The following is a 24660-nucleotide window of genomic DNA, read 5'->3' on the forward strand; positions in this document are numbered from 1 at the left end:
CAACCTCGTGCCAGGGCGCCGGGCCCGACAATCGATGGGCCAGCGCGCGCTCGGTCGGCGCCAGCGGCGGATCACGATGCGCACGCGTTGGCCCGGCAGCTCCTGGCAGAGATCACCGGCACGCCTGGTGAGCTCCAAGCCGAGCTCGATGCAGCATCTCGGGCAACCCCCGAATCCCCTACCAAGAAGGGCGTGAATCGCCGCTTGCGCTGAGGGCGGCAGCTGCACACTAGGCCGACCGCCCGGGTCGACGCCTTTGCTGCCAAGTGGGAAAGCGCGTTGATCTGGGACGGACCACTTCTATCGAGGACGGCCCCATGCTCGACCTGTACAACATGATCGGTGCACTGATCCCCACGGCTGGCCCCACCAAGGCCCATCCAGATGACGCTTACCGTGAAGGCTACGCTGCCGCGATTGACGACGCGTTGAAGAAAGTCGACCAGGCACCTGACGCATCCACGGCCGCGATCGCCTTCGCGCTGGAAACCGACGAAGGCATGACCTTTCTGCGCTGCTGGAACGAAGGCGACTTCGATGCCATCCGCCGTGAGTGGCCGGAAGCGCCGGATAACGTCTTCGAGGGCGCCGATCCGCTGTTCAAGCGATCTCCTTCGCAGGTTTCGGCTGGCTAGCACCCCGACGCGCTAGGCAGCCGCTCATGCTCATCCACTTGGTACCACGGTTCCTGACCTGTCCAGCCTCCGGTCCGCACGTCCAGCTGATCAACCTGCGGATCGACTCGGTGGGCCTGCTCCTGCGTGATCGGGTGGACCTGGCCACACGCCGGCCGATGCCGAACAAGCGCATGGCGATTGGCTGCAGTAAGCGCGGCCGGATGGCGCGGGTAGGTTTGCTGATCGATACGCTCCAGCCGGCCAAGCCGTTCACCGTGGTGTATCGGTGGGCGGTCGCGGCAGAGCAGGTGATCGTCCATCGCGTGCACTATGAGCTGCTGGGCGAGCCAGGCGCCTACAAGGTCGTCTCAGACAAGATGGCGACTTGGCCACAGCGGCCGACAGAGCATCAACACTCGATCCCGACCTTCGTCCAGCCGCGGCTGGAAGCGACGTGCCTGGTGCCCCACGACAAGGTCGTCAACCAGCGAGTAGGAAGCAACGGGCTGCTGCTCGAGCGCGAGGAGTCGTTCCAGGTCCCGCTGCTGGAACGGGGCGATTGGTTCAAGCGGCTGTACGATTCCCTGTGTCATCGGGCGCCGCGCCTCGCGGACGTCGTGACCTGTCCGCTCGGTACCGCAAGCCAGGGGGGCGATCCCTATCCCTTTGCTGGCGGTGAGGACTAGGCCGGAGTGCCAGCGAAAGATTCTTTCGCTCTCTGGATACCGCCTGGCCGGATCTCTGCTGCCGCTACGCCTTTGTAAGATTCTTACACGGTGAAACCGCCTGATAGCGTGCCACCGTGCATAGGTGGCCTAGGCCTCGGCCGCCTGGCGCAACCGAGCAAAATTGCCACTGAGCCGCACCAGCTGTCTGAAGCGTCTTTTGAATGCCAGGCGCGTGAAGGCCGGCGCCCAGGGCACTATCTGGTTGGGAAGCGGCTGGATCCCCTCGAGCGACGGCCAAGGCGGACCCGGCGGGAGCAGATTGCGTCGCTCGGTTGCCATCAGCACCAGGTCTGCCTCCTTGATGCTCGCCGGCATCTGCTCAGCGATCTCGAAGCGCGCTGCGATGGCCATCCAGATTCGCGCCTCGATCGCCTTGAAGCCTGGCAGCAGGTTCTTGAGGGGACTCACCATGTCGCCGACATAGGCCTCGGCGGCATCATGCAGCAGCGCGTGAAGCGCGTCCGCCGGCGGCACCAGGTGGCTAGCCAATACGCTGTGTTGGCCAACGCTGTAGTGGGTCTGGGTATAACCCGCGAATCGGCAGATGTTCGCCAGTGCATGGGCAATGTCATCCATCACCACCATGCCGGCTTCAGGGGCCAGCAGGTCAAACTGCTTGCCAGACTGGGTGAGGATCCAGCTTGAGCTCATTCGCTACTCCCGTGAGGCGAAAGACCAGGTGGTGGCCAACGTAACCCATCTCCGTCGACGCGCTAGTGCCAATAACCGCCTGTGGCGGGGCCTCAATAGCGAGGGCGCTCCTCTGCCCGCGCGGTTCTCCACGCTGGCGGATCGTGGACCGCAGCCGACGCTCAACCGGCGAGCTGGGCGCAGCGCAGTGCCAGCTTGTGGTGGTAGTCGGCACCGGTGCAGGTACGCTCCAGGCGGATGACTTCGTCGAGCGCCACGTCGCGCCCGCTGCGCTCAGCAGCGGCCCTGGCCAGCGCTGCGCACATTCGGACGACATAGCCGGGCGCGAGATATCTCGGATCGCGGGCGAGATCACCCTCCGTGGTACCGCGAGCTTGTAGCGCCCGCTGGATGATTCCTGCATACGGTTCATAGTCCATCTGGGGCACGATCCTCTCCTTCAAAGGTTTCCGCGTAGCGTAATGCGGTCCGTACCAGACGACGTCCGCCGGCGGCACGCGTGGCCTTCTGCGTCTTTTCGATCACACGGCGGAGGCCATCGCGCGCAAGATTCAAGCTGGTCGCCTCTCCGTCCGTGGCTTCAAAAAGCGCGTACAAAATACCGTCGGCTTCCTGCAAGGCATCCAGGTCCTCGGCCGACACGTAGATCGTTGCTCCGCTCACGGCTGTTCCGCTCGGGTGCTCTGGGCTGCGTTCATCACTAAGCGACGACGGCGCTGCGCCGCCTCCACCATCGCGCCTTGATATGAGTCGTTCACGTCGTTCTTCTCCTGAGTAATGGGTGTTGCTTCGATCGGCCAGGCGTCGCCGCCACCGGCCGAATCGGTGACTTGACGCTATGCCGCAGCTGTTCGCTGCGGAGTGGCCACTGCGGCGCGCCAGGGGTCGTTGGCCCGGGCAATCGCCGCCATGTGCGGCGGGGAGACGCTGATGCCGCACATGTGGACCTGCTCGGATTTGGTGAACGGCTTGCCGTCATGGCCAAACTCGATCTGGTAGGAGTCCGGGAAGCCCTGGGCGCGGTACAACTCGCGCGGCTGCAGCATGCGCAGGCCGATGTCGACCACGACGTAAGGGGTACCTCCGATCGTGACGGTGACGAGCGCCAGCCGGTCCTTTGTGGTGATGGTGGGGGAGGGCTCGTCCGGCCGGCTCGTGTTATCCGCACCGTAATAGCTCATCAGGAAGGCGGCGACGCGCAGGGCACCGGCTTCGACTTCCGGCGAGAGCTGCAGCTCGACTACCGAGGTCTTGCCGCCGCCGCCGGCGGTGATGGTCGGCGCCGGTTTGTCGACGCGTTGGCCGACGGAGCCGCCGAACTGCCGGGACAGAAAGGCGGTGATCGCACCGTGGTGCTGGCCCGAGGCACTGATGGTGTGGAGCGGCTCCTCGAGTGAGCGGGCATCGCAATTGCCGCGCAGATGAGCGAGGGTGGCCACCGCCAGGCGCTGTTGGCTGCCCGTGTTGGTAATAGTGGTCATCGGCTGTTCGACGCTGTGTGCAGGCGTGGTGTTGAAACCGCCGTTCGCCTGTTCCAGGAACGCCGTGCAGACCCCCATCGCATGCGCCGCGCCGGCGGGGCGCTGACATTCACCGCCACTGGTGATGGTGGGCATCGGCTCATCGGCCGCGGCGCCGGCGGAGTCGAAGCGGAATTTCACCAGGTGCGCAGCCGCGACCGCGTGCTTGATCCCACCGGCCATCACCGTGCCCAGCGGCTTGTCCAGGCCCGGTACGCGCGGTTCTTGCCCCTGGCGCTCGCCGTAGCCCACCGATACGAGCGTGGGCGCCACCACCGCGCGGTGGTTCTCGGTCAGGATGCTCCCCAGCGGGGCGCCGGCGTCGGCAGGCTTCCCTGCATAGGCCGGGCCTCCCAGGCCGATCAGCGTGGGGCTGACCAGCATCTGCTCGCCGCGGTTGGCGCACGTCACGGTCGGCAGTGGCTCACGCGGGTCGTGCACCCGATCAGCGCCCTGGTGGGTAGCCGGCACGATGATCGGGCTTGCCACCGCGAAGGATCCGCCTCGAGGCCAAGCCGTGATGGTGTGCAGCGGCTCACCCACCGAGACGGCCGCCTCTCGGGACCAGTTGGCGATCGGCACGATGAAGGGATCAGCCGACTCCAGGACGAATTTGCGCAGGCCCTTGGCGACGCGGCGAAGCGTGGCCGCAGCCAACGGCTTTTTGCGCTTGAAGATCGACGGGCACGGGACCGACCAGTCGATGCACTCAGCGGCGACGCGCAGCGGCTTCTGTCCCTTGGCCGGCTTCTTGGCGTGGGTCTGTGCTGGCCAGACGATCGGCTGACCGTCGCAGCGAGCGATCATAAACAAGCGCTCGCGGCTAGTCGGCGCACCATAGCTGGAGGCCCGGCCGACCTCCCATTCGACTTCGTAACCCATGCCCTGCAGCAGCTGCACGAACCGGCGCCAGCTTTGCCCCTTGCGCTTGGGGTCAGGCACGAGGAACTGGTTGCGGACCGGCACCTGCTCACCGACCTCGGCTACCCGATTCACGAACTTCTTGGGCTTCGTCGGGTGAGGGATACGATCCAAGGTCACGACCCGGCCGGTGGCAGGGTCGCGCTTGGCGATCAGCGGGCCCCACTGCAGGATCTGCTTCACGTTCTCGAGGCTGATAACCCGTGGACGCTTCTTGCCCGCCCATTTCAGCCCAATCCAAGAGAGGTTGCGGATCTCGTGCTGCCGCGGCTGTCCGCCGGCCGCCTGGCTGTGGTGGGTGCAGTCGGGCGACATGTGAAACCATCCCACCCGGCGGCCGCCGCACTCGGTGTCGGGGTCGCCCTCGAAGACATCGGTGGTGAAATGCCGCGCCGCCGGGTGGTTAGCGGTGTGCATGCTGATGGCTTTTGCAGAGTGGTTCTTGGCCACCGCAACTGGGCGCCCCAGGCCCATCTCGAGCCCGGTCCCGGCGCCGCCGCCGCCGCAGAAGAAGTCGACAACGATCTCATCTTCCTGGGCGGTGAAGCTCAGGCTGTACTGAGTCTTGAAGTCGACAGGAGCTTGCTTGCGGGGAAATGCGGTCATGGGGAGGGGCCTCAGTGCGTCGAGGCGCCAGCCGCCTCACTGAGCCCATCCTCCAGGCGTCTCTGAAAACGCAAGCTCGTGAGCCTGCACTAGCGGGCCGGCGACGTAGCCACTGGCTGCCTCAGGCAGGTAGGTCCTCAGAAGATGCGGGGTAGGGAAAGAATCTTTCGCTCCCCATCATCAAGGCGTCGTGACCCGGGCGCGGACCGTCGCAGGCCTGGACTCCACCGTTTTGATCTGCAGCGGTGTCGTTGCGGTCGGGGCATCGTTGATCGGCCGCACCAGCACCGTCACCCTTGCAGCAGCCGAATAGGCGCCCTCGGGGTCGCGTGCCCGGTAGGTGAAGCTGGCTGTGCCATTCCAGTCCTTGGCCGGCTCGAAACGCAGGTTGGCGCCCTGAATGGTTGCAACGCCCACGGTCTTGAGTGGCGGAGAGACCAGCTCGAAGTAGGAGGGCGGCGCCGAGTCGATATCGGTACCTGACAGCGTCGTCTCAACCGGCGTGTCCTCGTCCGTGGTCAGGGAAACCGGCTGGACGACGGGCGGATCATTCACCGGCATGACGACGATGGTGACGGTGGCGATATTTGAGGTAGCGCGGCGGTTGTCGGTGACCTGGAAGGTCATTGAGGTAGTACCAGACCAGTCCGCTGGCGGCCAGTACGTGATAGTCGAGGTGCTCTGCGAAATGGTACCAACGCTTGGTGGTTGAATGACGGAATAGGTGACGATGTTCCCGTCTGAATCGTACGCCTGCAGGTTGAACCGGCCTATGGCGTCTTCGTTGACCGTGGCCGTCGAATTCAGGGCCGTTGGTGGCGTATTGGGAATGACTCGGGTGATTTCGCACCCGTTGCCGGTGTAGTGAACATACCGTGCGGTAATGACATAGTTTCCGTAAATCTGCCGGGCAGAGTCGAGGCACTCCGCATCGAACTTTGCTTGGTAGCCAGCCGGGCCGCCTTTGTCCCTAACATCGGCATCCGCCGCTTCGTTCCAGCGTTTGCGAAAGCTTTCATAAGTATCGTTGTACTTTGGAATGTCACCTTGCCAATAGGTCCAGCCGCCTTGATCGGGGCACCGACCTAAGTTGGTGGGGTATTGCCGATAGACTGAAATGATGTGGTTTTTCCAGCCACTGTCCAGTCCACCGTTCCAATACCCGGGTGAGTTCGAGTCGCAGATGAAGGAGTTCTGGCTGAAGGTCGTGCCGACCTCGTCCGCACGGGACAGCGCGCTGAAGAGGCTGAGCAGGAGGAGTAGGGCCGCAGCGACGATCGTGATCGGTGCAGGTGCGGTTGGGCGCGAAGGCATAGCCACCTCGGCATAGGGGAGTGGGACAAGTAAACGGGACATGGGATAGCCCTGGGGCGTGAGTTCACGCCGTGGAAGGGGATTCAACTGGCCGTTCCAGACGCGCGGGCGTCGATGAAGTCGAGGATGCGGTTGATCCTCCACATCGCATGACGGCGGGAGCCCGGTATCGATCGAGGTGTTTTTCGCACCGCTCGGACCAATAGCCGTCCAAGCTGAGCCGCCGGCCGATCCGAAAGCTCCAAGGCCTCGAAGGCATCCGTCGCGTCCTGCAGCTGCAGAAAGCTCGCGACGTAGCACCAACGTGTGGCCAGGCGAAATCGCCTGATGGTTGGCTGGAAGAGCAGGTAGACCCGCTCGCCGCCGGCAGTGAAAGAGCTGCGTAGTACTTCCATGGGGCGCCTCATGTGACTGGGTCAGTCGAGGCTATTGCCTATCTCCAGAATGCAAGGCTGGCGAGCTGTCACTGGCTGACCCGGGCACGCGTGGTGACCGGCACCGATTCCTTCGTCCTAATCTCGAGCGAAACATCGGTCAGCGCAGGTGTGTCGTTTACCGGCCGCACGGTGACGGCGACCGCCGCCGGCGCCGACCAGGCGCCGGCGGTATCCTGGGCGCGGTAGGTGAACTGGGTGGCGCCGTTCCAGTCCTTGGCCGGCTTGAAGGTGGCGGTGGCTCCGGCGAGGGTGACCTGGCCAACCGCGGCCGGCGGCATGGCGACGAGCTGGAAGGCAGTGGGGGCAGGGGAGTCGATGTCCGTTGCGGACAGCAGCACGCTGGCCTGGGTGTCCTCATCGAGGCTCAGAGTCTTGGCCTCGGCGACGGGGGCATCGTTCACCGGCCGGATGGTGATCGACACGGTGGCCGCGTTCGACCAGGCGCCGCTGGGGTCCTGGGCGCGATAGGTCATCGACGTAGCGCCATTCCAGTCAGTCGCTGGCGTGAAGACAACGGTGTTCCCGGCGAAGCGCGCGGTGCCCGCGGCTGCAGGCGCCGCGCTGACGATCTGGTAGGTGAAGGTGGAGTGGTCGTCGGTAACCGGCAGGGCGCCGCTGGCCGGCGTGTCCTCGTCGCTAGTGATCGCCAGGTTGCCGGCGACCGGCGTCCGGTTGTAGCAGGTGGCGGTATCGATCCAGGCGGACTCATTGCACCGGCTGCCGTCGCTGTAGACGTCATAGGTGCGGCGTTGGGTCCAGGGTCCCGTCGGCGTCGCTGCCGGGCAAGCGAGCTGGCGCGTTTCCGATGCGCTCGAGGCATAGACCGCGGTGCAGGTGTTGCTGGTGGTGGTCCAGCCGGAGTCATTGCGCTGGCTGCCGTCGGACCACACCTCGTAGGTCCGCCGCTGGTTGATAGTGCCCTGGGGCTGCGTAGCGGGGCAGCTCTGGTTTCTGTACTCGGTCTGGGTCGAGTTGTAGACGGCCTGGCAGGTGCGGCTCGTCTCGCTCCAGCCGGAATAATTGCGGCGGCTGCCGTCGGACCACAGCTGATACGTTCTGCTTTGGGTCACCGACCCTGCGGGTTGATTGACGGGACAGTTAGCCTGCTGGCTCTCGGATTCTGTCCGAACGTAGTACACGTTTGCGGCCTGGCAGATCGACCAGGTGTACGCGGTGCCTCCGCTGTCCGGTTGCGATGAAGAGTATGGTCCGACGAAGTAGCGCCTACCCTCTCGCTCTACGATCGCGGATCCATCGCCACCCCACTTCGATCCTGGCCAGTCATCCCAGACCATCCACGATGCGTCCGGCGGACCAAGCACCGCGGTGTATCCGTTCGCCGCGGAGCGGGTCGTGAAGTAGCCATAGGAGCAATCAGCTCCTGACATCAGCTCCGGGTGATAGCCCTGCGTCGGCGGGTTGGGGTATGCCATGCCGTAGTTGGGCGACATGAGTGCGCCGCCAGCAGACAGTGCGATCAACAAACGACGGATCATGGTTACTCCCCCTATGGAGCGGTCAGCGGATGATTACTGCCCGCGTGGTCACCGGCAGGGACTCCTTCGTCCTTATCTCGAGCGAAACATCAGTCAGCACGGGCTCGTCGTTTACCGGCCGCACGGTGACGGCGACCGCCGCCGGCGCCGACCAGGCGCCGGCGGTATCCTGGGCGCGGTAGGTGAACTGGGTGGCGCCGTTCCAGTCCTTGGCCGGCTTGAAGGTGGCGGTGGCTCCGGCGAGGGTGACCTGGCCAACCGCGGCCGGCGGCATGGCGACGAGCTGGAAGGCAGTAGGGGCAGGGGAGTCGATGTCCGTTGCGGACAGCAGCACGCTGGCTTGGGTGTCCTCATCAAGGATCAGGCTCTTGGCCTCGGCGATAGGGGCATCATTCACCGGCCGGATGGTGATCGACACGGTGGCCACGTTCGACCAGGCGCCGCTGGGGTCCTGGGCGCGGTAGGTCATCGACGTCGCGCCATTCCAATCGGCCGTAGGTGTGATTACGACGGTGTTACCGGCGAAGCGAGCGGTACCCGCGGCTGCAGGCGCCGCGCTGACGATCTGGTAGGTGAAGGTCGAGTGGTCGTCGGTCACCGGCAGGGTGCCGCTGGCCGGCGTGTCCTCGTCGCTGGCGATCGCCAGGTTGCCGGCAATTGGCGTCCGGTTGTAGCAGGTGGAGGTGTCGCCCCAGGCCGACTCGTTACGATGGCTGCCGTCGGTGTAGAGGTCATAGCTGCGGCTCTGGGTCCAGGTGCCGCTCGGCGTCGCGGCCGGGCAGCTCAGCTGACGGCTCTCCGATCCCTTGGACGAGTAGATCGCGGTGCAGGTGTTGCCGGTCGTCCTCCAGCCGGAATCATTGCGCCGGCTGCCGTCCGACCAGACCTCATAGGTCTGCTGCTGCGTAATGGTGCCCTGGGGATGAGTCGCCGGGCAGTCCTGATTGCGGGACTCCGTTTGCGTCGAGTTATAGACCGCCTGGCAATTACGGCCGGTCTCGTTCCAGCCGGAATAGTTGCGCCGACTGCCATCGGACCAAACTTCGAATGTGCGCTGCTGAGTGATGGAACCGCTAGGATGAGTCGCTGGGCAGTTCGCCTGTTGTGTTTCTGACTGCGTGCTTTGATAGGTCGGTCCGAAATCCCCGCAGACCTCTTGATGGTCGGAGTTTCGGTCGGTCATTCCCCCAATGCGGTAGCGTTTGCCGTTGGAGGCGGTGAAGTAGCCCCCCCGCTCAATCTCGATATTGTCGACGCTGTAGAGCTCTTGCCCCTCGATGTAGAGGTAGCGATAGAGCGTGTCGTTGGTATCTCCGCTTGCGTATAGCCAGAAGTAGGTTGCGCCATCGAGCTTGCATGTCTCGGCTTGCGCTGTGCTCGTCCAGGCAAGCGCGCTCAGCAAAAGTGCGAGCAAGACTTTTTGATTGGCGGATAGAGCTTTCTGCAGGCGGGACATACTGATGGCTCGATAGGCATTGCCGATAGCCCATTGTGGTGCCGTCAAAAGCCTACTTTGGGGTCGATTCGAGCCAGTGCAGGGCGTGGATAGAGGGGACCGCCGGCGCAGCGCTTGCGTTTTCAGAAGTGAGGGGATGCTTGAGCTTTCTTAAGGAGCAAGCCATGACCACCACCCACTTCTCTGCTGCCACGCGCCGCGTGTGCGGCCACACCGACAACGCATCCTTCCACTACCAATCCAGCAAGGCGCGCCAGGATGAAGAGCGCTACGCGCGCTATTCGCTGTGCAGCGACTGCTCCAAGCAACTGCGATCGGCCTGGGCGTGTGCGCCTGCGGCGCAGGCTGTCGCCGAATCGGGACTTCCTGACCTATGGGGTGGCTCTGCCAAGCAGCAGGCGTGGGCGGACCGCATTCGGCGCTCACGGCAGCTTCAGATTGCGGGCTTCCGCAGCCACGCTGCTGCCACGCAAGAGCCTCTGCTCGAGCTGGCGCGCCTCACCCTCGACCTGATGTTCCGCATTCAGGATCCAGGCTTCTGGATCACGTCGGAGAAGGCCGGCTTCCACGTTGACGCGCTCAAGGTCGACATGGAGCTGCTGTTGAAAGGCAGGCTTTCGCCGCTGGATCGCACGATGACCGGCTCCGTCGTCGGATACTGGCTGCAGGTCGATTGGTCGGTCATCAGCACGCTAGCGCGTGACGTCACCGATCGGATCAAGCCGCGGCTCGCAGGCGAAGCGTCGGAGGTAGCACCTGCGCTCATGCAGACCGCGTTGGGTGGCGTGCCTGAAAGCGCCCAGGCCGCGCCAGTGTGAATAGTGAGCTTTAGCTTGGCTTGCAGCGATCATGCGCACGCCAGGTGCTCCTGCGCGGAGGAGGTGGTAGGCCATCCGTGGCCTGGGTGAACCTAGTCCTGGTCGACGTTGTTGCCTTTCCGCCCGTCCGGGTTCGCCCGGACATAAGGCGTTCCGTTGCGGGTCACGATCCCGAAATGCGGGTGCTTGCCCGCTTCGACTTCCCGCACCAGCTGAGGCCGCGGGACAGTGCCCCGGCCTGGGATGGTGTAGGACTGGTTCTCGCGGTTCTTGCCGTCACCGTTGCCGCGAATGTGCTTGGCCATGCTCAGTCCTCCCCGAAGTCGAAGACAAGCTGTGGTTGCGGCAGACAGCGGTAGTGCTGGCAGACGTCCTCCCAGCGCCCGAAGCGGAAGCGCCGATAGCGGTGAACGAACACGGTTTTGACGCGAGGAATGCGCCGAATACGACAGCGGCGGAGTGGTACGTTGGTCATGAAGATGGACCCTCAAATAGAGCAAGTTTGAGGGTGAGCGGCGCCTCGACCGTCATCAAAACCCTTTGACGTGTGAATCACGTCGGGCGTTAAATACGGCCTTCCGAAATGCTGCTCACCGGTGTCGTTTCGGAGCCACGGGTGGCTGCGGTGCGCCCTAGGAAGCTAGTCGCAGTCCACCCGTATCTTCTCTCCAGGATGACCTAGGTCACCCTCATCTCCGGCATCCTTGCCAAGCCACCTCTTATGAGCTGGCCATTGTCTCCAGATACTACATTTAGTGTTTTTTGGTAGCTACACCACAATAAGTGGGGATTTTGATCCAGGTCGTGGATCTGCTCTATCCCAATAATTCGGGCGACAGGATAAGCCCTCCTCGTTAGGCAAGACAGTCTTGACAGAGGTAGGCGTCACCGCCCCTCAGCAACCGAACAGACACAATATATGGTGGCCTTTGGGGATAAGGTCACCAGATGTTGATTTTGCCGCCTACTTGCCCGCCTGTGGATAGGTGATTGATTAGGGGGGCTGGTTCGACGATTACTGCTCCCGCGGCCTGGTAAGGGCCGGATCTGCTCTGGCCGCATCGAGCCAGATCCTGCCGGTTCACCCCCGCTGAGGGCGCAAACTGCGCCTTATTCTCTACGCCGTAATGACAACCTAACTCCATCGCCACTGTGCATAGGAGCTTGGGCCGTGTCTCAAGAGAACGAAGTCCTCGAACGCATTACCGCGGCTTTCCGCTGCGCCTTCCCAGTCGTGGCCCTCAAGACATTCGAAGTCGCCCGCGCGCGCGCCGCGGTCAAGAGAGTCGCCGCCGACCTGGGCCGGCATTACCACGAGATGCCGTTCAAGCTGGTACCCGATCCAGGCCAGATCAAGCAGATCGCGGAAGGACCGGATGCCAAGCGGGGCGTGGTGATCTTCGATCCGTATTTTCAGGACCGGCAGCGCAGCTCCAGCGAAAATCTGCCTGCCCTAAAGGGTAGCCTCGGTGCCCTCGAGAAATACGGCGTCAGCTACGTCATCGCCGGGCGAGAAGGGCTATCGGAGGAGTTCGTCTACCACATCGACCTGCCGCCCATGACAAGGTCCGAAGTCATCGCCGTTATCGAGACCGCGGAGCAAGACGTGCAGCGGTCGCTCAATGGTGGCCGCGCCACGGGGAGCGGTGCGGAAGCGTCGATCTTCACGGAAGAGGAACGCGGCGTGGTCGCGAACCACGCGATGGGGCTGAGCCACACCCAGATGCGCAACGTCTTCATCCTGGCAGCCAACAGCCGCCGCAACGGGAAGGAGTACCTGTCGGAGATCCGCCGTGAGAAGCACCACATCCTGCGCGAGGTTGGCCTGGATGTGCTGGAGCCGGTAGAGATCGATACCGTCGGCGGCCTGGAGCCGCTCAAGCGCTTCCTGCGCGGCCGCAAGGTGGGCTGGGAGAAGAACCTACCGCTCAAAGGCGTGCTGCTGGCCGGCGTGCCGGGCGGTGGCAAGACCCTCATGGCCAAGGCCGCCGCCGGCGTCTTTGGTACCACGCTCGTGCGCCTCGACATGAATCGCTTCTACTCCAAGTACCAGGGTGAGACCGAGCAGCGGTTCCGTCAGGCCCTGCAGACGATCGAGCAGATTGCGCCCGTCACCGTGCTGATCGACGAGATCGACAAGGCCTTCGCCAGTGGCGAGGCCGATAACGAGATCTCGCGCCGGCTGCTTGGCAGCTTCCTGTACTGGCTGCAGGAGCGCCGTGAGCAGGTCTTCATCGTAGCTTCGGCTAACCGGGTCGCGGCGTTGCCGCCGGAACTGATGCGTGCCGGCCGATGGGATCGCTGCTTTTTCATCGACCTGCCGAGCGCGGATGAGCGTGAGGCCATCCTGAACATCCATCTACGGATCGCCCAGTGCGAGGCGGAGGATCTTGATCTTGCCGTGCTGGTGCGTACGAGCGACGGGTACACCGGCGCCGAGATCGAGCAAGCCGTTACCGATGCGCGTTATCTGGCGGCCGAGCACGACGCTCCGGTAGGCCAGACCCTGCTGCTGCAGGCGTTGGAGGACATCAGCCCTTCGAGCGAGACCCGCAAGGCCGACATCGATGCCATTCGCCGCCTGGGCGAGGACGGATTCACCCGCGCCAACACGCTCGACCCGATCGTCGAGCCGTACGGCGGACGGGCACTGGAACTGGGTTAAGAGGATTTATCAGACATGAGCCATATCGTGAAAGGGCAGGTTACGGTCGCCTACAGCGACGCGGTGGTCTTCAAAACAGCTCTGGCTGAGCTGGGCATCGTGCTGACCAACGAAAGGCTGTACCGGGTCATGGTCGGCTACACCACGGAGCGTTACGACCTGGTGCTTCAACACCCGGAAAGGCCTCAGTTCCGTCTGGGCTTCAACCTCGAGGACGGCCGCTACATGCCCTACCAGGAGCACTACGGTGACGTGGGAGAGTGGACGCGCCGGGTTAGCGCAGAGCTGGCCGATATGTACCTTGCGCAGCACTACGCCGCGGCCCTGCGTGCCGAGAATTACCAGGTGGAGATCCGGCGGGAGAACGGCCATTTGGAAGTGATTGCTGAGGAGGCAGTATGGTGAAGCGCGTAATGGTGACGATCAAAGCGGCAAAGGTGACCGCCGACCTCCAGGGCTTCGAGGGCAAGACGTGCGAGGACCTAGAGCATCGGCTGCGGCTGGAAGGGACTGAAGTCACCGAAGTCGAGCTGAAGCCGGAGCATGCATTCGAGCTGCAGGCCGTAATTACCCAGAAGGTCATCTACTGACCTCGCCGACTACCTACCGCATGGTCTACTCATGAAGAAAAGACACCACTGCACCCTCATTGGGATCGCTACCCTGCCGCCGGTTGCAGCATGTCTCGCGCTCTACTGGCTTGGCTGGCCATCTGCATCGGTCATCGATCAGCATGTACGACCGTGGGTCTTCGGATCGTTCGGCATCTTCTGCATGTCAGCCTGGGTGTGGTGCCTCGAACACTACTACGACTCTGGATGGATATATGTTCCAGTGACCGGTGCTTGTTTCGCCGTCGGACTGGCCTTAGCAACCGATCTCTCTCCAGCGCTGATGGTGTTCTTCGAGGTAGTCGCCGTAGTGGTGATGCTCGGATCCCTATTCTTGTCGCTTGTTGATCACTGGTGGACACCTGGGCCTGGTGGGGCCGCAACGCCTATCGCAGAAGAACCCCAGCCTGTTACTGCTGTGCCGGCCTCACCTCAGCCAGTTGCGCCACTGCTCCTCCGCCAGCCTACTGTCGTGCCGGAGAATCAGCGCGTCGGTAGCGAACAGCGCGCGGCCGCAGGGATAGGTATGGATACCGGCCACGCAGGGCGCCGCCTGTTCCTCGACGAAGGACCGCAAGCATGACCAGCTCCGTGCATCGGCAATCTGCCGGCGGCCGGGCCGCAGCGCCCAGCCGCATCGTGATTTCCGCAGGGACGGTGACCGGCTTCCAGGACGAAGTGAGCTTTGCTGGCCTGCAGCTCGAGTCATTTGAGCGCAAGCGGGTTTCTCACGTGGTACCGGCCGGCGCCCTGAAACGGCTGTTCTTCGGCGCCATTCGCAGCGTCGCAGGAGAGTCGACGAAGCTTGCCGCCTGGACCAGGACCTGGCGGTGCGCCTGGCTCGTTCTGGTCGACGAGAAGCGGTACGGCCCATTCATTGAGCGGCACGAGGCGATCGCCTTCGAGAAGCATCTGATCTGGGCCCAGGGCAAGCACCTGCCCCAAATTGATCACGGGGCTGGAGCATAGTGGTGACCCGACTGCACGTTTTCTGTTTCGCTCTGCTCGGCTTCACTACGTCGTCTGTGCTTGCCGCACTTCCAGATCTGGAACCACGTAGTCAGCCGAGCGTTGGGGCCAGTAGGGCGTATTTCATCGCCGACGATCAATACCGGGTAGTGACGAAGTCTGACGGATCAGATGAGGTTCAAATCTGCCCAGGGCGGTACATCGAGCGCGCCAGCGGGCTGGTGTGCCGCGTCCTGGATCCTGATGGTCTCAATCACTTCCTCGGCGGAACGGTCACCGGCAAGACCTTCACCTTGGATGAAACTGTGCAGCGGCTTTCCGGGGGCAATGGAACCCTCAATGAGATGACCCGCTCGCGCAGGGCTAACCCGGGTTTGCTCTTATCCGTCACCTATCCATCTTCCACAGATCTGCACATGCAGGATTCGCTGGAGGACATCGCCGTGGCGGTGCCTACCGAAGCCGATGTAGCCGGGCGATCACAGGCGATGCTTCTTCTTGCGGTAGCCTTATGTCTCGCCGTGCTGCTAGCAGCATTTTTTATAGGCCTTGCCTGGTGGGAGAGCCGGCGTACCGCCATACGACGTGGCTCGCAGAATGACCTGATTGAGGCCTACGCCGCGACTGCGCGCGCGCGGTCTGCAGCACCTCAGGTGGAGAGCGGACCGCCCTCGCTGACCAATCTGGCGGCGGTGCAGACTCGGTCAAGGCGCTCCGCCTTGACCGAGCCGCCCGAGCTACCTACCGCGGCGCAGCCGCCGTCCGCAGCGAAGGTGGTCAGCGAGCAATCCCAGTCAGGCCGCAAGCTCTTTCTGGACTGATCAGGCGTTTTGGCTGTGGCCCTGGAACGCCTCTGGACCGAGCGTTTGGCGCGTCGTAGAATCGAGGTTCTTGATCTGCAACATGCGTTGCGGTCCAGACGGCCATTCGGCCACCCTCAGCTGCTCTGCAGCACTCTCCCACCCATACGGGCCAATCCCCGTATGGGGAAAGGTCCGTCCATCGATGAGACCTTTCATGAAAAAATCTCGCTTTCTCCTGTTCCTCCTCACCTTCGTGTTGGCGTCCTGCACGCTGCTCGGCTGCACCAGCGCACCTGTAACGCCTGCCGGCCCCGGATCCCTGGTCCAGGCAAAGCGGATCGTGCCGGTCTGCCAGGCAATAGCCGGCACCTACCAGTGCAACTGGATCGAACTGAACGCACCTGCCGCCCGCCCGGTACCGGCAAGCGCGCGTCGCATCATCCTCTGACCATCACACGGACGTGACGGCTGCGCCCCGCTATGGGACGCAGCTGGAGATCCAGGAGAACACCCATGCACTACGCACGCTTCGCCAACGGCAACATCTGGCCTATCGAGGGCTCGACGCTGACCGCCTATGTCGGGATGGGCATCGCCGACGTTCATGACTTCGACGAGCACAACCTTCGCGACCAGGTACATCAGGCAGCCGTAGGTACCTTTGCCTTACGCCGGGTGCAATGCACGGTCGCCTGGGGCAACCCCAAGGAGATCGTGTTCCGGCTGCAAGGCTGGATCGACTGGAGCGCCTTCCCTGTTCGGCCGGACGAGGTCTGGCAGATCAGGGAGGTCGTTGAGCACTACGGTCAGCTGTTCGGCTGGTCGCTTGATGAGCAGATGCACGCGCTGAAGGCGCATGGCGCTCCGGCGCCGGCGGAGGACATCGTGATGCTCGGCTCCGGCCGGGAATTGCGAACCCCTGCCGTGCCCAGCGTTAGCAGCTACGCACGGGTCTGCCAGTTCGGGTTCGAGCTGGCCAGGCTCGATGTGCCTGCCGACGAGATCGGGCTGGGGCTTCATGGCCTTGTCCGAGCTTGCACGGCTAGTGGTTGATTAATAAAAAAGCCCGGCATTGCCGGGCTTTTTTATTTGATTTCGATACCCGTAGAGAAGGGTACGAAATATTTTACGATGTGTGGGTAGTGGATGATCAACATGAATACTGTGACCAGATTTAATTTTTTATAGGCCGTTCTTCAAATCTATAGCTGCTATCAAGCAGTGACAAAGATTGCACAAAAATCTCGGCATCCCCCTGAGGCCTGCGATGATGGTCTGCTCCGTCGAGCATAAGGTCCTCAACACATATCTGGCTCATCAGCTGATATATCTCTTGGCTCGACAGGATAAGACGACCAACGATCCGAAGCTTTAATACGAATAGCAACGCCAGTCGTTTTGGCTTATTTTGCACATGTTCTGCTCTGGAGTGAGCAATGTGAAGATCCGCGAAATAAAGCTTTTGGCGAAGTTGAATCAAACGGGGGCTGACCGTGATTGCTTTTCTCAAGAAAAGCCAACTCTCTAATACTGTCGTATTGTAGATATTGTGCCTTCTGAGTTGGGTGAGATGGCTGTGGAGCTCAAGTGCCGTTTTCAGAATATATTTCTTTGAAATCGCTCGGGGTACAGGCCCGCTCAAATGCAGTTGTAGCTGATTTTTCCGATCCCACGACATTCTCAGAGACTCGTTTAGGCGGAACGGCAATCCCTGACCACGAGCAAAAAAAAACCATAAGACGAGCGGAACGAAAAAGCAAGTAAAGAGACCCAGTACGTCCATTGGCTGCGTGGGATTTTGACAGACAATTAGAAAGCGAAAATTATCTACCAGGAGCACCCACCCTGCCATCAGTAACGTGACGCTTATAGGAATGCCCAGGTACTTACCGTGCAGAGACATGAGCAGCCTGAAAATGCGGCTACGGCATATCAGCGGTGGGTCGAAAGACTTCAAGTTTGATGCAATTACAAAACCCCAAAAGACTGATAGCGTGACACCAAGTATTATTACCAGAAATGATAGCCATTCTGAGAGCGTGGCTTTTTCAATGAGTTTAAAACAGATATCCAAGTAGGCGTCCTATCTATTTGATTAACCCGATCAGGCTTTGATAAGGTGTGGCACGAAGCGCGAGCTATCCTTGGTCACTAAGGTGCTGTCCTCTCGAATACCGATCCCAGCCGCGCAATCGCCGATCACCCAGCTGCCGATCAGGGTGTAGTCCTGGCCAAAGCGTGGCAGCGACGCACAGCGCTGCAGGATCTGAGGCGAATCGCCGTACGGGCCATCCACGACCTCGCGTTCGCCGTTGGCGGTGTGCAGCTCGATGTTCGAGCCCTCACGCGAGAAGAACGGCTTGCGCACCCAGCCCGGCGGTACCGGGGCGGAGCGCGTCGTGTCGACGTGGCATTCCAGCAGATTCGGGTGCCCGCGGTGCATCTCCCAAAGCAGCGGCAGCATGCCCTTGTTGGAGATGATGGCCTTCCACATGGGCTCGATGAACTGGGTGTCCGACTTGGCCACCGCCGCGCCGAAGTCTTCCTCGAAGATGAACTCCCAGGGGTGCAGTTTGAAGAGGTGGGGGATCCACCGGTCCTGCAGGTCGACGAAGCGACCTTCCTGCAGGCCAATCTCCTGCAGGTAGATGTGTTCGGTCTGCAGGCCGGCCTTCTCGGCAACAGCGCGCAGGTAATCGCAGGTGCCTTTGTCTTCTTCGGAGCCGTCGATGGAGGCGAAGTAAAAGGGGTGCTTCAGGCGCAGCGCCTGGAACGCCTGGCCCAGTCTTTCCTCGATGCTGTTGAACTGGTCGCTTCCTTGGGGGAGCAGGCCGCGCGCCATGCCATCCTCAAGCCAGTCCCATTGGAACGCTGCCGCTTCGTAGATCGACGTGGGGGTGTCGTAGTTGGCTTCGATCATCTTGGCCGGGCGCTTGCCGTCGTAGACCAGGTCGAAGCGGCCATAGAGGTGCGGATGCCCCTCTCGCCATGATTCTGCGATCGGGTCGAAGAACGCCTCTGGGATGCCCAGGCGCTTCAGCAACTGCTCATCGCGTACAACACGGCCTACCAGGTCAAGGCACATGTGGTGCAGCTCTTCGGTGGGCGCCTCGAGGTCCTTCTCGACCTGGTCGAGGGTGAAGGCGTAGTAGTGACGCTCGTCCCAGTAGCGCTCCCCCTCTATGGTGTGAAACTTGAAACCGTTGCGCTCGGCCCGGGCCTGCCAGTCTGGTCGTTCTTGATGAGCAATGCGTTGCATGGTGTTCTCCCTAGCCGCCGAAGCTGCCGCCGCTGAAGCCGCTTGCTCTCGCAACGGCGCTGCCGCCAAAGCCACCACGCGAGGTAGCGGCGGAGGTGTTTATGGAGGACCGACTACTGCCGATCGAGCTGGTAGAGCTGGTGCTGGGGGAGCTGGAATAGCGACTGGTAGACGGCGGACTCGTGTAGCCGCTGCTCACCCGGGGCGCTGGCGCGGTGTAGGCATTGCTCGTGCGAGCCTGGGTCGAATTGCTGAAATGCGATCCCGTCTCGATGCGTCGATTGAGGCTGGAGGAGGCGAAGCCACCGCGATCATCCCGGTAGCGGTAGACCGGCTCGCTGAAGCGGCTGGTCCCGCCGTTGTTGAGCATGCTGCCGATCAGCAGACCGGTGAGCAGGCCGTCGTTCGAGCCGCCCGCATGGCTGCTGTTTGCCGCCGCTTGCGCCGCGGCGATCTGCGATTCGGTAGCACGCCCGCTGGCGGCGATCTCGAAGCCGCCAAATTTCGGCGCGAACTTGCCGGCATCAGCCGTTTCGCAGTAGCCGGCGACGAAGTCTTCCTCGCACTGCGCCTGGGTGTCATAGGTGGGCGCGCGCCGTTTGTGCTCGGCCAGCGCGTCCATGTAGGACTCGGCGCAGATGTTATCCGGAATGCGTGCGTCGACGCACTGCTTCACGGAGTCGAAGGACGCCACCTTGTTGAGGACCTGGCCTTTCTCCGGGGCATCGCAGCCGCTGACCGATACGACGGCTACGGCGAGCAAGGACAGTTGGACACGTGAACTGCGTTTCATGGCGTTCTTCCTTAGGCGCTGGGCGTCATGCAGGCGGCGTTGATCAGGCCCACGGCAATGGCCACCGCCGCGACGTAGACGCCGGCCGCGATTTCGCCGCTCTCGATTCGGGTACGCAGCGGCCGCAGCACGAGTGAGGTCGCGAAGAACGCGCCCAACTGGATGAAGGCGCCCAGGACCGCCCAGACGACGAAGTCCAGGAGGTTCACGGAATAGGCGATGACGTTGCTGGCCGGCAAGGCGAATCCGATGATGGCGCCGCCCAGGGCGATGGCCGCTGCGGTGTTGTTTGCCCGGATCAGCGCCCATTCGTTGTGCGGGGTCACCTTGGTGTAGGCGAATTGGAACAGGGCCAGCAGGACACAGGCGGTGGCCACGTACAGGACGAACCCCAGCAGGGCGGTCGGATTCAGGGACAGGGTCAGGGTGAGTTGCAGAGCGTCGAGCATGGGTCAATCCTTGATTCAGATGAGGTCGTGAGCGAAGAGCGTCAGGCCGCGCGAGGTTGAAACGGAAACCTCGCCCAGGGCGTTTTCCTCGACTGAGAACAGCAGAAATTCCCGCCGGCCAGGAATGCCGAGGTCACGGCTGTAGAGCATGGCCCGGTGCTGCACCTGGTCCCGTTCGTGGTTTGCTGGAGGAAAGCGCTCGGTAAAGCTCTGGAGCTCTGCTTGATTGCCGGCGGTACCCCAGTCGCGACTGAAGGTGACGCCGTCGAGCAGGTAGGTGGGGCGGCCGATGGGGCTAGCCGGGCCGGCGGTCTGCAGGAGGTGGTCTTGCGATTCCATGGGCAACCAACTGAGGTAATTGAACAGGACGATCGACTCGACCTGCCCGTGCTCTGTGTGCACCTGGAGCCAGTAGTCCTCATCGGCAAGGTAGACCCGGTAGAGCTGCGCGCCAGCACCGAGGTCAATGACGCCGATGTTCTCAATGGGCTGCGCACCGGGGAAGGTGACCAGCGTCAGGCCAGTCATGGCGCTGGCTAGCTGGGGGTCGATGGTGAGGGGAAGACCCTCGCGCAAATCCAGGGGATAGCCTACGACGAGTTGGCCGGTAGGCATGGCACTGAAACCCAGTGCGCTGCGGATACGTTGCAAGAGTGACATTGAGGATCCTCGTGACGGTGGGAATGGCTGATGGCCGCCGGCAAGGTCCGTTACGCGTCGCCGGCAGGATCACGCTACCGGCAAAGGTAAATATGCAAGCTCCGAAGGGGTGGCGAGTTCGCCCCGGGACAGGGCGTGAACCGGGTGACGAGCGCCAGGGCATCACCCCACCAAGCGTGACCAGGCATGAGATAGCGCAGACTGGCGTGGTCGTCGCGGGGGTTGGTCTATCTGTCTAGCCAGGCGAGTGCACAGCGAGCAATACCGTAAAGCACTGCTGGAACCAGTATCGCTGCCAGCATGTATATGCTGAAAATCCGGACAAACTGCTCTGCAGATTGAATGTCGTGCAGCACTACGATAGTCGGGACCGCTATCGTGCAGATAAGAACGATGAGCACCCTTAGGATCATCTCGGCATCACTCCCTACCTGCGAGCTTGGATTTCTCCTCTTCTTCCTTCGCGTCATTGCGATTTTCGATCCATACAAAAAGATAGATGCCCACTATGGCGATGACCGCGACGATGCAGGCCGCACCCCAGACGTATGTAATAAGGATGTTGAAAAATTGCTCGATTGACTGGACATCGTGCAGTGGAATGATAGTGAACACCAAGACGACGTAGGCAAGTAGCATCAAGAGAGCAGCAGAAATATAGAGGAGTCCTAAGATAAAAAGTAATTTTAAAGCTTGACCATTTTCAGCTAAATGGCTTGCTAGACGGGTCCAGCGTTGGACCAACGAAGTCTGGCTTGGCACGCATGATCTTCGTCAAAGGTGTTTCAGGGCTTTTGCATATTAGCAAGAAGCAACCGAAAAAGCACAGCGAACATAGCGAAACCCGGTGCCGCCCAAGAACAAACTTCCACGTTAAGAGTCATTAATGAGAGCATAGTACCTTCTGTATTATTCATCTCATACAGAGCTGCGATCATTGTTCCTAGGGTAAAAGGAATAAACCAAAGGCTCGTCCGCGCAAGAGCTTTCAGCTTCTCACGACGAGCTTGTGCAAGTTCTTCAGTATGGTCAGCATTCATACGTCAAACCTATCGTTTTGAAGCGAAATAGTTGGAATCGAGCCATTCACATTCGCGTTTTAAAAAGTTTCGCCAGTGGTTCCACTCTTTAGAATGGGGCCATGCTGAACATGGAGGGATCTAGAGCGTCAGGTAGCCGAGGCAGAAACATCTGCCCGGATACCTGATCCCGTGTCGGGCCCGCTGGTGTCAGGCGGACGGCCGCTTCAGTCGTTCCAGCACGGCGGCTGCACTCTGCTTGCCGGGTGTGATGCCGGCATTCTTCAGGCGCTCGTCGAGATCAGCACCCGACGCCTCCTTGGCCAGCTGCTCAGCAGCGTCCTGAGTCGCCGTTTGCTGCTGCAGGCGCTGCTCCATGCGTGCGAGCGAGTCAACCGCGGTCTTCATCCGGCCATTCGCCTGTCCGCTGGCCAGAGAGGCGTTCGTCCGGGCGCTGTGGGTGACCTGGTGGGCCTTCGCAACCTGGATACGCTGCTCCAGCTGCTGGATGGTGCCGGCCGAGGTATCGAGGCTGCCTTTGATGGAGGCGATATTGCGCGCATAGTCCGCAGCCATGCTGCACTTCCCTTCGAGGGCGGTCTCGGTGCGTGCGATCCGGCCTGCTACCTCTTCTGCCAGGTCCTGCGCGCCTTTTTCCAGGGCGGCGCGGGCCGCTTTCTCGTCCTGCTGAATAGACGCTTCCAGCTGCTCGATTTCGCGCTCCACGAGGGTCTGCTGGCCCATGAGGATGGCCAGCTCGCGCTTGCCTTGATCGATCGCTGCCCGAGCATCGCGGATTTCCTGGTCGATGATGGTGGTCGCGTTGGCGTCGATCACCGCGGTACCGGCCTCGGTGACCTTACCGCGGAACAGGGTGACGAGTTTGGAGAGGATGGAGGGGCTGGTCATAGGGAATCCTGCTGCTTGAAGAACGATTGGAAGGTCGCGGCCGCGGTTTGCACGTTGGTTGCCAGCGTGAAGATCTCGGTCAGTACGGTGGCCAGGTCGGAGCCGGCATGCAGCGAGCCATACATGACGTAATGGCCAGTGCCGTCAGCGTCGGTCTCGAGGCCGATAGCGGAAAGCGGGAATAGGCTGCGGGATGAAAGGACCGCAGCATTGAAGGCCTGGGCGTCGCTGACCGCCTCAGCAGGCACGAGGGCTGAGTCGACCACGACTACGTCGTTGACGACAGCGATGTAGATCTTGAGGTCGCCCATCGCCGGCAGTACGACGCGAATCGCGTCTTGCTGGTCCAGGAGGGTGACGTCGAAGGCGAAGCTGCTGACAGAAACGCCAGACGCCAGTGCGTCGTAGAGCGTTGAGGGAGTCCAGTTCGGTGAGGGCATGCATCGCTCCTTGGCGGTGGCAATTTGCAGCATGGCGCTGCCAGAGCCTAGCTTGCCGCCTCCCGTGGAAATGCAAGGCCGAGTTCGCCCCGCCTGGGGGCGTGAACCCCACATTCCATCTGTACGCGGTACCTTCGATGCCTGCAGACCGGGTCCTGGCCCAACTGTCCGGTGATCCCCGCGACGCAGCGGACGGGTACAATCCAGGTCTCCAGTTCACCCACGCCTTGCCTTGCCGAATGCCCTGCGGCGACGCAGGTTTGGCAACGAGTGTCCGTATCTGAGTGGCCTCGCTGACGCTATCTGATAACGCTCAGAGCGATGCGCGTTGTCTTCGCGAACTACAACTCCCCCAACGAGAGTTATGGGATGCTTCCCGATTTCAAGAACGAACCAGCCGAACAGGACCTCGAGCGAGTGCTGCAACAGCTGCAGACTCTGGATCGGCGCGAAGCGCTGGGCGTCGGCGCTATCCACGCCTATCTATCGGCGCGGCCTTTCTTCGCCGGCCGCCAAGGCCTGCTGGCATGGGGGCTGGTCCTGATGTCTCTAAGCGTGGTGGTCAGCGTCGCCGGCGGCTGGCGCTGGTGGATGGCGATCCTGCCTTCGGTAGTTCTGGCATTCCAGATCGGCGCGTACGTCTGGCTGCACAGGGAGGCCACCGAAGGCTATCGCCTGGTGAGAGACAAGATCTCGCCCCGCTACCTGGCCGCGGCGGTGCGGAATCGCGCGCTGCTAGACCGTGTTTTCCGAGAGCAGCTTTACAAAGGTGGCCGCGGGGCCGTTGAAGATTAATGGTGGCCAGGCGCCTTGCTGATACCGGCGTCTCTTGGCCACCTGCTGAGCGGAGTCTCCTATAGCCTGGAGAGCATGGACTTGATAATCGACAGGAAGCCGCCAGGCGCCTGCGCAGGCTCTGTTTGCCTCGTGGCCTCGCGATACGCGGCCATCAACGAGGCGTCGCGGGAGAGCATGCGGACCACGCACATGTTCGCATCAGGCGTCGGCTTTTCGAGACGGTAGCTGTGTCGATCCCGGAGATAGGCAGCAGCTGCTGCGCTTCGCGATCTGCCTGCTTGGCAGTTGATCACGACGAATGCGCGCTGCTGCGCCAGAGTATTTAGGCGGTCCCGCAGCGCGTCAGCCTTGGGCATCAGCAGGTAGTCCCGAAAGGTGCGTTCGAAATTGCTGCCGTACAGCGCGATGGTCTCCTCATCGAAGCCTGCGTCGATGAAGTGGTGGTAGCTGACGCTCTCCCATTCGGTTTCGTCGATCACCGCCAGGTCTTCGGGCCCATCGGAGATAGACACCAGGTGGCCGCCGGCCGCCGGCCGGAACCGTTCTGCATCGGCTCGGGAGAGGAATAGGCATAGTGGTTCTGGAGCTGTCATGTGACCTCGACATTAGGGTAGAAGGCGGACGTCGGCGCCGAAGTCGGCGGCAATATGCAGGTTGCCAGGTCCTACCGGGACGCAATCTCGAACTCGATCCCTCTGATGGGCGGCGACGCCTGTTCCAC

At 62.0% G+C, this 24660-nt stretch carries 31 protein-coding genes; 11 read left to right on the forward strand and 20 right to left on the reverse strand.

Features of this window, described 5'->3' with window-relative positions; translation table 11 throughout:
* The first annotated feature begins 317 nt into the window (after positions 1-317).
* Positions 318-635: a hypothetical protein gene (locus tag FEZ61_RS21570; protein WP_064306902.1), complete on the forward strand. Its 318-nt coding sequence runs from the start codon at positions 318-320 to the stop codon at positions 633-635.
* Positions 636-661: 26 nt separating this feature from the next.
* A complete protein-coding gene (locus FEZ61_RS21575) occupies positions 662-1303 on the forward strand; it encodes a DUF6012 family protein (RefSeq protein ID WP_064306903.1) in 642 nt (213 codons plus the stop codon).
* A 129-nt stretch (positions 1304-1432) separates the two neighbouring features.
* Here FEZ61_RS21575 and FEZ61_RS21580 read toward each other — a convergent pair whose 3' ends face one another.
* The 8 genes from FEZ61_RS21580 to FEZ61_RS21615 form a co-directional block, all read right to left on the reverse strand.
* The gene (locus tag FEZ61_RS21580; RefSeq protein WP_064306904.1) at positions 1433-1996 is read right to left on the reverse strand and encodes a hypothetical protein; all 564 of its coding nucleotides are present in this window, start codon (positions 1994-1996) and stop codon (positions 1433-1435) included.
* A gap of 161 nt (positions 1997-2157) precedes the next feature.
* Positions 2158-2415, reverse strand: coding sequence for a hypothetical protein (locus tag FEZ61_RS21585; RefSeq protein ID WP_178121682.1), 258 nt, complete (start codon positions 2413-2415; stop codon positions 2158-2160).
* Positions 2405-2659, reverse strand: a complete 255-nt coding sequence (locus FEZ61_RS21590; RefSeq protein WP_064306906.1) for a hypothetical protein — start codon at positions 2657-2659, stop codon at positions 2405-2407. The genes FEZ61_RS21585 and FEZ61_RS21590 overlap by 11 nt, the downstream gene beginning before the upstream one ends.
* A 173-nt stretch (positions 2660-2832) precedes the next feature.
* Complete coding sequence (locus tag FEZ61_RS21595; protein ID WP_064306907.1) at positions 2833-5043, reverse strand: DNA cytosine methyltransferase; 2211 nt, start codon at positions 5041-5043, stop codon at positions 2833-2835.
* Positions 5044-5223: 180 nt separating this feature from the next.
* Complete coding sequence (locus FEZ61_RS21600; protein WP_156522260.1) at positions 5224-6399, reverse strand: Ig-like domain-containing protein; 1176 nt, start codon at positions 6397-6399, stop codon at positions 5224-5226.
* 41 nt (positions 6400-6440) lie between these two features.
* On the reverse strand, positions 6441-6752 hold the full coding sequence (locus FEZ61_RS21605; protein WP_156522261.1) for a hypothetical protein: 312 nt from the start codon (positions 6750-6752) through the stop codon (positions 6441-6443).
* 68 nt (positions 6753-6820) lie between these two features.
* Entirely contained in the window at positions 6821-8290 is a 1470-nt protein-coding gene (locus FEZ61_RS21610) for an Ig-like domain-containing protein (protein ID WP_082900351.1), read from the reverse strand.
* Between the two features lie 22 nt (positions 8291-8312).
* Entirely contained in the window at positions 8313-9746 is a 1434-nt protein-coding gene (locus FEZ61_RS21615; protein WP_064306911.1) for an Ig-like domain-containing protein, read from the reverse strand.
* A 164-nt stretch (positions 9747-9910) separates the two neighbouring features.
* Here FEZ61_RS21615 and FEZ61_RS21620 point away from each other — a divergent pair, with 164 nt between their 5' ends.
* Positions 9911-10564: a hypothetical protein gene (locus FEZ61_RS21620; protein ID WP_064306912.1), complete on the forward strand. Its 654-nt coding sequence runs from the start codon at positions 9911-9913 to the stop codon at positions 10562-10564.
* A 92-nt stretch (positions 10565-10656) separates the two neighbouring features.
* Here FEZ61_RS21620 and FEZ61_RS21625 read toward each other — a convergent pair whose 3' ends face one another.
* On the reverse strand, positions 10657-10869 hold the full coding sequence (locus FEZ61_RS21625; protein ID WP_064306913.1) for a DUF3892 domain-containing protein: 213 nt from the start codon (positions 10867-10869) through the stop codon (positions 10657-10659).
* 866 nt (positions 10870-11735) lie between these two features.
* Here FEZ61_RS21625 and FEZ61_RS24720 point away from each other — a divergent pair.
* Genes FEZ61_RS24720 through FEZ61_RS21640 form a run of 3 tightly spaced genes read left to right on the forward strand, consistent with a single transcriptional unit; the run spans position 11736 to position 13819 of the window.
* The gene (locus FEZ61_RS24720) at positions 11736-13229 is read left to right on the forward strand and encodes an ATP-binding protein (RefSeq protein ID WP_064306914.1); all 1494 of its coding nucleotides are present in this window, start codon (positions 11736-11738) and stop codon (positions 13227-13229) included.
* 15 nt (positions 13230-13244) lie between these two features.
* Positions 13245-13634, forward strand: a complete 390-nt coding sequence (locus FEZ61_RS21635; protein ID WP_064306915.1) for a hypothetical protein — start codon at positions 13245-13247, stop codon at positions 13632-13634.
* On the forward strand, positions 13628-13819 hold the full coding sequence (locus FEZ61_RS21640; protein WP_064306916.1) for a hypothetical protein: 192 nt from the start codon (positions 13628-13630) through the stop codon (positions 13817-13819). Before FEZ61_RS21635 ends, FEZ61_RS21640 begins: the two co-directional genes overlap by 7 nt.
* 448 nt (positions 13820-14267) lie before the next feature.
* Here FEZ61_RS21640 and FEZ61_RS21645 read toward each other — a convergent pair whose 3' ends face one another.
* Entirely contained in the window at positions 14268-14417 is a 150-nt protein-coding gene (locus FEZ61_RS21645; RefSeq protein WP_156522262.1) for a hypothetical protein, read from the reverse strand.
* A 2-nt stretch (positions 14418-14419) separates the two neighbouring features.
* Here FEZ61_RS21645 and FEZ61_RS21650 point away from each other — a divergent pair, with 2 nt between their 5' ends.
* The 4 genes from FEZ61_RS21650 (at position 14420) to FEZ61_RS21665 (ending at position 16665) form a co-directional block, all read left to right on the forward strand.
* Positions 14420-14809 carry a hypothetical protein gene (locus tag FEZ61_RS21650; protein ID WP_064306917.1) on the forward strand — a complete coding sequence of 130 codons (390 nt, stop codon included), beginning with the start codon at positions 14420-14422 and terminating at the stop codon, positions 14807-14809.
* A 2-nt stretch (positions 14810-14811) separates the two neighbouring features.
* Positions 14812-15630 (forward strand): hypothetical protein, encoded by an 819-nt coding sequence (locus tag FEZ61_RS21655; protein ID WP_064306918.1) that lies wholly within the window; start codon positions 14812-14814, stop codon positions 15628-15630.
* 196 nt (positions 15631-15826) lie between these two features.
* Positions 15827-16060, forward strand: a complete 234-nt coding sequence (locus FEZ61_RS21660) for a hypothetical protein (protein ID WP_156522263.1) — start codon at positions 15827-15829, stop codon at positions 16058-16060.
* A 65-nt stretch (positions 16061-16125) separates the two neighbouring features.
* Positions 16126-16665, forward strand: coding sequence for a hypothetical protein (locus FEZ61_RS21665; protein ID WP_064306920.1), 540 nt, complete (start codon positions 16126-16128; stop codon positions 16663-16665).
* Between the two features lie 121 nt (positions 16666-16786).
* Here FEZ61_RS21665 and FEZ61_RS21670 read toward each other — a convergent pair whose 3' ends face one another.
* From FEZ61_RS21670 to FEZ61_RS21710, 9 genes are all read right to left on the reverse strand, one after another.
* Complete coding sequence (locus FEZ61_RS21670; RefSeq protein ID WP_156522264.1) at positions 16787-17686, reverse strand: hypothetical protein; 900 nt, start codon at positions 17684-17686, stop codon at positions 16787-16789.
* A gap of 30 nt (positions 17687-17716) precedes the next feature.
* Positions 17717-18871, reverse strand: a complete 1155-nt coding sequence (locus FEZ61_RS21675; protein WP_064306921.1) for a glutathionylspermidine synthase family protein — start codon at positions 18869-18871, stop codon at positions 17717-17719.
* A gap of 10 nt (positions 18872-18881) precedes the next feature.
* A complete protein-coding gene (locus FEZ61_RS21680) occupies positions 18882-19664 on the reverse strand; it encodes a DUF1190 domain-containing protein (RefSeq protein WP_064306922.1) in 783 nt (260 codons plus the stop codon).
* A gap of 11 nt (positions 19665-19675) precedes the next feature.
* Positions 19676-20113 (reverse strand): DUF350 domain-containing protein, encoded by a 438-nt coding sequence (locus FEZ61_RS21685; RefSeq protein ID WP_064306923.1) that lies wholly within the window; start codon positions 20111-20113, stop codon positions 19676-19678.
* Positions 20114-20128: 15 nt separating this feature from the next.
* Positions 20129-20764, reverse strand: a complete 636-nt coding sequence (locus FEZ61_RS21690; RefSeq protein WP_173150415.1) for a DUF2491 family protein — start codon at positions 20762-20764, stop codon at positions 20129-20131.
* Between the two features lie 429 nt (positions 20765-21193).
* Positions 21194-21535: a hypothetical protein gene (locus FEZ61_RS21695; RefSeq protein WP_156522265.1), complete on the reverse strand. Its 342-nt coding sequence runs from the start codon at positions 21533-21535 to the stop codon at positions 21194-21196.
* A 23-nt stretch (positions 21536-21558) separates the two neighbouring features.
* Positions 21559-21813 carry a hypothetical protein gene (locus tag FEZ61_RS21700; protein WP_156522266.1) on the reverse strand — a complete coding sequence of 85 codons (255 nt, stop codon included), beginning with the start codon at positions 21811-21813 and terminating at the stop codon, positions 21559-21561.
* A gap of 189 nt (positions 21814-22002) precedes the next feature.
* On the reverse strand, positions 22003-22701 hold the full coding sequence (locus FEZ61_RS21705) for a PspA/IM30 family protein (RefSeq protein WP_064306926.1): 699 nt from the start codon (positions 22699-22701) through the stop codon (positions 22003-22005).
* A complete protein-coding gene (locus tag FEZ61_RS21710; protein ID WP_064306927.1) occupies positions 22698-23141 on the reverse strand; it encodes a DUF2170 family protein in 444 nt (147 codons plus the stop codon). Before FEZ61_RS21710 ends, FEZ61_RS21705 begins: the two co-directional genes overlap by 4 nt.
* Positions 23142-23462: 321 nt before the next feature.
* On the opposite strand from FEZ61_RS21710, the gene FEZ61_RS21715 reads away from it, so the two are divergent.
* Complete coding sequence (locus FEZ61_RS21715) at positions 23463-23936, forward strand: hypothetical protein (protein WP_207105571.1); 474 nt, start codon at positions 23463-23465, stop codon at positions 23934-23936.
* 59 nt (positions 23937-23995) lie between these two features.
* On the opposite strand, the gene FEZ61_RS21720 is transcribed toward FEZ61_RS21715, so the two are convergent.
* Positions 23996-24451 (reverse strand): hypothetical protein, encoded by a 456-nt coding sequence (locus tag FEZ61_RS21720; protein ID WP_156522267.1) that lies wholly within the window; start codon positions 24449-24451, stop codon positions 23996-23998.
* Positions 24452-24660 lie beyond the last annotated feature (209 nt).

The sequence above is a fragment of the Pseudomonas sp. MS15a(2019) genome (genome assembly GCF_013277805.1).
In the GTDB taxonomy this organism is placed as follows: Bacteria; Pseudomonadota; Gammaproteobacteria; order Pseudomonadales; family Pseudomonadaceae; genus Chryseomonas; species Chryseomonas benzopyrenica.

Excerpts from the sequence above, each read along its gene's own strand:
- FEZ61_RS21585 (WP_178121682.1), bottom strand. The coding sequence starts at position 2,415 with ATGGACTATGAACCGTATGCAGGAATCATCCAGCGGGCGCTACAAGCT.
- FEZ61_RS21615 (WP_064306911.1), bottom strand. The coding sequence starts at position 9,746 with ATGTCCCGCCTGCAGAAAGCTCTATCCGCCAATCAAAAAGTCTTGCTC.
- FEZ61_RS21620 (WP_064306912.1), top strand. The coding sequence starts at position 9,911 with ATGACCACCACCCACTTCTCTGCTGCCACGCGCCGCGTGTGCGGCCAC.
- FEZ61_RS21595 (WP_064306907.1), bottom strand. The coding sequence starts at position 5,043 with ATGACCGCATTTCCCCGCAAGCAAGCTCCTGTCGACTTCAAGACTCAG.
- FEZ61_RS21705 (WP_064306926.1), bottom strand. The coding sequence starts at position 22,701 with ATGACCAGCCCCTCCATCCTCTCCAAACTCGTCACCCTGTTCCGCGGT.
- FEZ61_RS21710 (WP_064306927.1), bottom strand. The coding sequence starts at position 23,141 with ATGCCCTCACCGAACTGGACTCCCTCAACGCTCTACGACGCACTGGCG.
- FEZ61_RS21600 (WP_156522260.1), bottom strand. The coding sequence starts at position 6,399 with ATGTCCCGTTTACTTGTCCCACTCCCCTATGCCGAGGTGGCTATGCCT.
- FEZ61_RS21665 (WP_064306920.1), top strand. The coding sequence starts at position 16,126 with ATGCACTACGCACGCTTCGCCAACGGCAACATCTGGCCTATCGAGGGC.
- FEZ61_RS21580 (WP_064306904.1), bottom strand. The coding sequence starts at position 1,996 with ATGAGCTCAAGCTGGATCCTCACCCAGTCTGGCAAGCAGTTTGACCTG.
- FEZ61_RS21625 (WP_064306913.1), bottom strand. The coding sequence starts at position 10,869 with ATGGCCAAGCACATTCGCGGCAACGGTGACGGCAAGAACCGCGAGAAC.
- FEZ61_RS21635 (WP_064306915.1), top strand. The coding sequence starts at position 13,245 with ATGAGCCATATCGTGAAAGGGCAGGTTACGGTCGCCTACAGCGACGCG.
- FEZ61_RS21680 (WP_064306922.1), bottom strand. The coding sequence starts at position 19,664 with ATGAAACGCAGTTCACGTGTCCAACTGTCCTTGCTCGCCGTAGCCGTC.
- FEZ61_RS21605 (WP_156522261.1), bottom strand. The coding sequence starts at position 6,752 with ATGGAAGTACTACGCAGCTCTTTCACTGCCGGCGGCGAGCGGGTCTAC.
- FEZ61_RS21575 (WP_064306903.1), top strand. The coding sequence starts at position 662 with ATGCTCATCCACTTGGTACCACGGTTCCTGACCTGTCCAGCCTCCGGT.
- FEZ61_RS21570 (WP_064306902.1), top strand. The coding sequence starts at position 318 with ATGCTCGACCTGTACAACATGATCGGTGCACTGATCCCCACGGCTGGC.
- FEZ61_RS21610 (WP_082900351.1), bottom strand. The coding sequence starts at position 8,290 with ATGATCCGTCGTTTGTTGATCGCACTGTCTGCTGGCGGCGCACTCATG.
- FEZ61_RS21685 (WP_064306923.1), bottom strand. The coding sequence starts at position 20,113 with ATGCTCGACGCTCTGCAACTCACCCTGACCCTGTCCCTGAATCCGACC.
- FEZ61_RS21660 (WP_156522263.1), top strand. The coding sequence starts at position 15,827 with ATGAAAAAATCTCGCTTTCTCCTGTTCCTCCTCACCTTCGTGTTGGCG.
- FEZ61_RS21675 (WP_064306921.1), bottom strand. The coding sequence starts at position 18,871 with ATGCAACGCATTGCTCATCAAGAACGACCAGACTGGCAGGCCCGGGCC.
- FEZ61_RS21640 (WP_064306916.1), top strand. The coding sequence starts at position 13,628 with ATGGTGAAGCGCGTAATGGTGACGATCAAAGCGGCAAAGGTGACCGCC.
- FEZ61_RS21650 (WP_064306917.1), top strand. The coding sequence starts at position 14,420 with ATGACCAGCTCCGTGCATCGGCAATCTGCCGGCGGCCGGGCCGCAGCG.
- FEZ61_RS21700 (WP_156522266.1), bottom strand. The coding sequence starts at position 21,813 with ATGAATGCTGACCATACTGAAGAACTTGCACAAGCTCGTCGTGAGAAG.
- FEZ61_RS21715 (WP_207105571.1), top strand. The coding sequence starts at position 23,463 with ATGCGCGTTGTCTTCGCGAACTACAACTCCCCCAACGAGAGTTATGGG.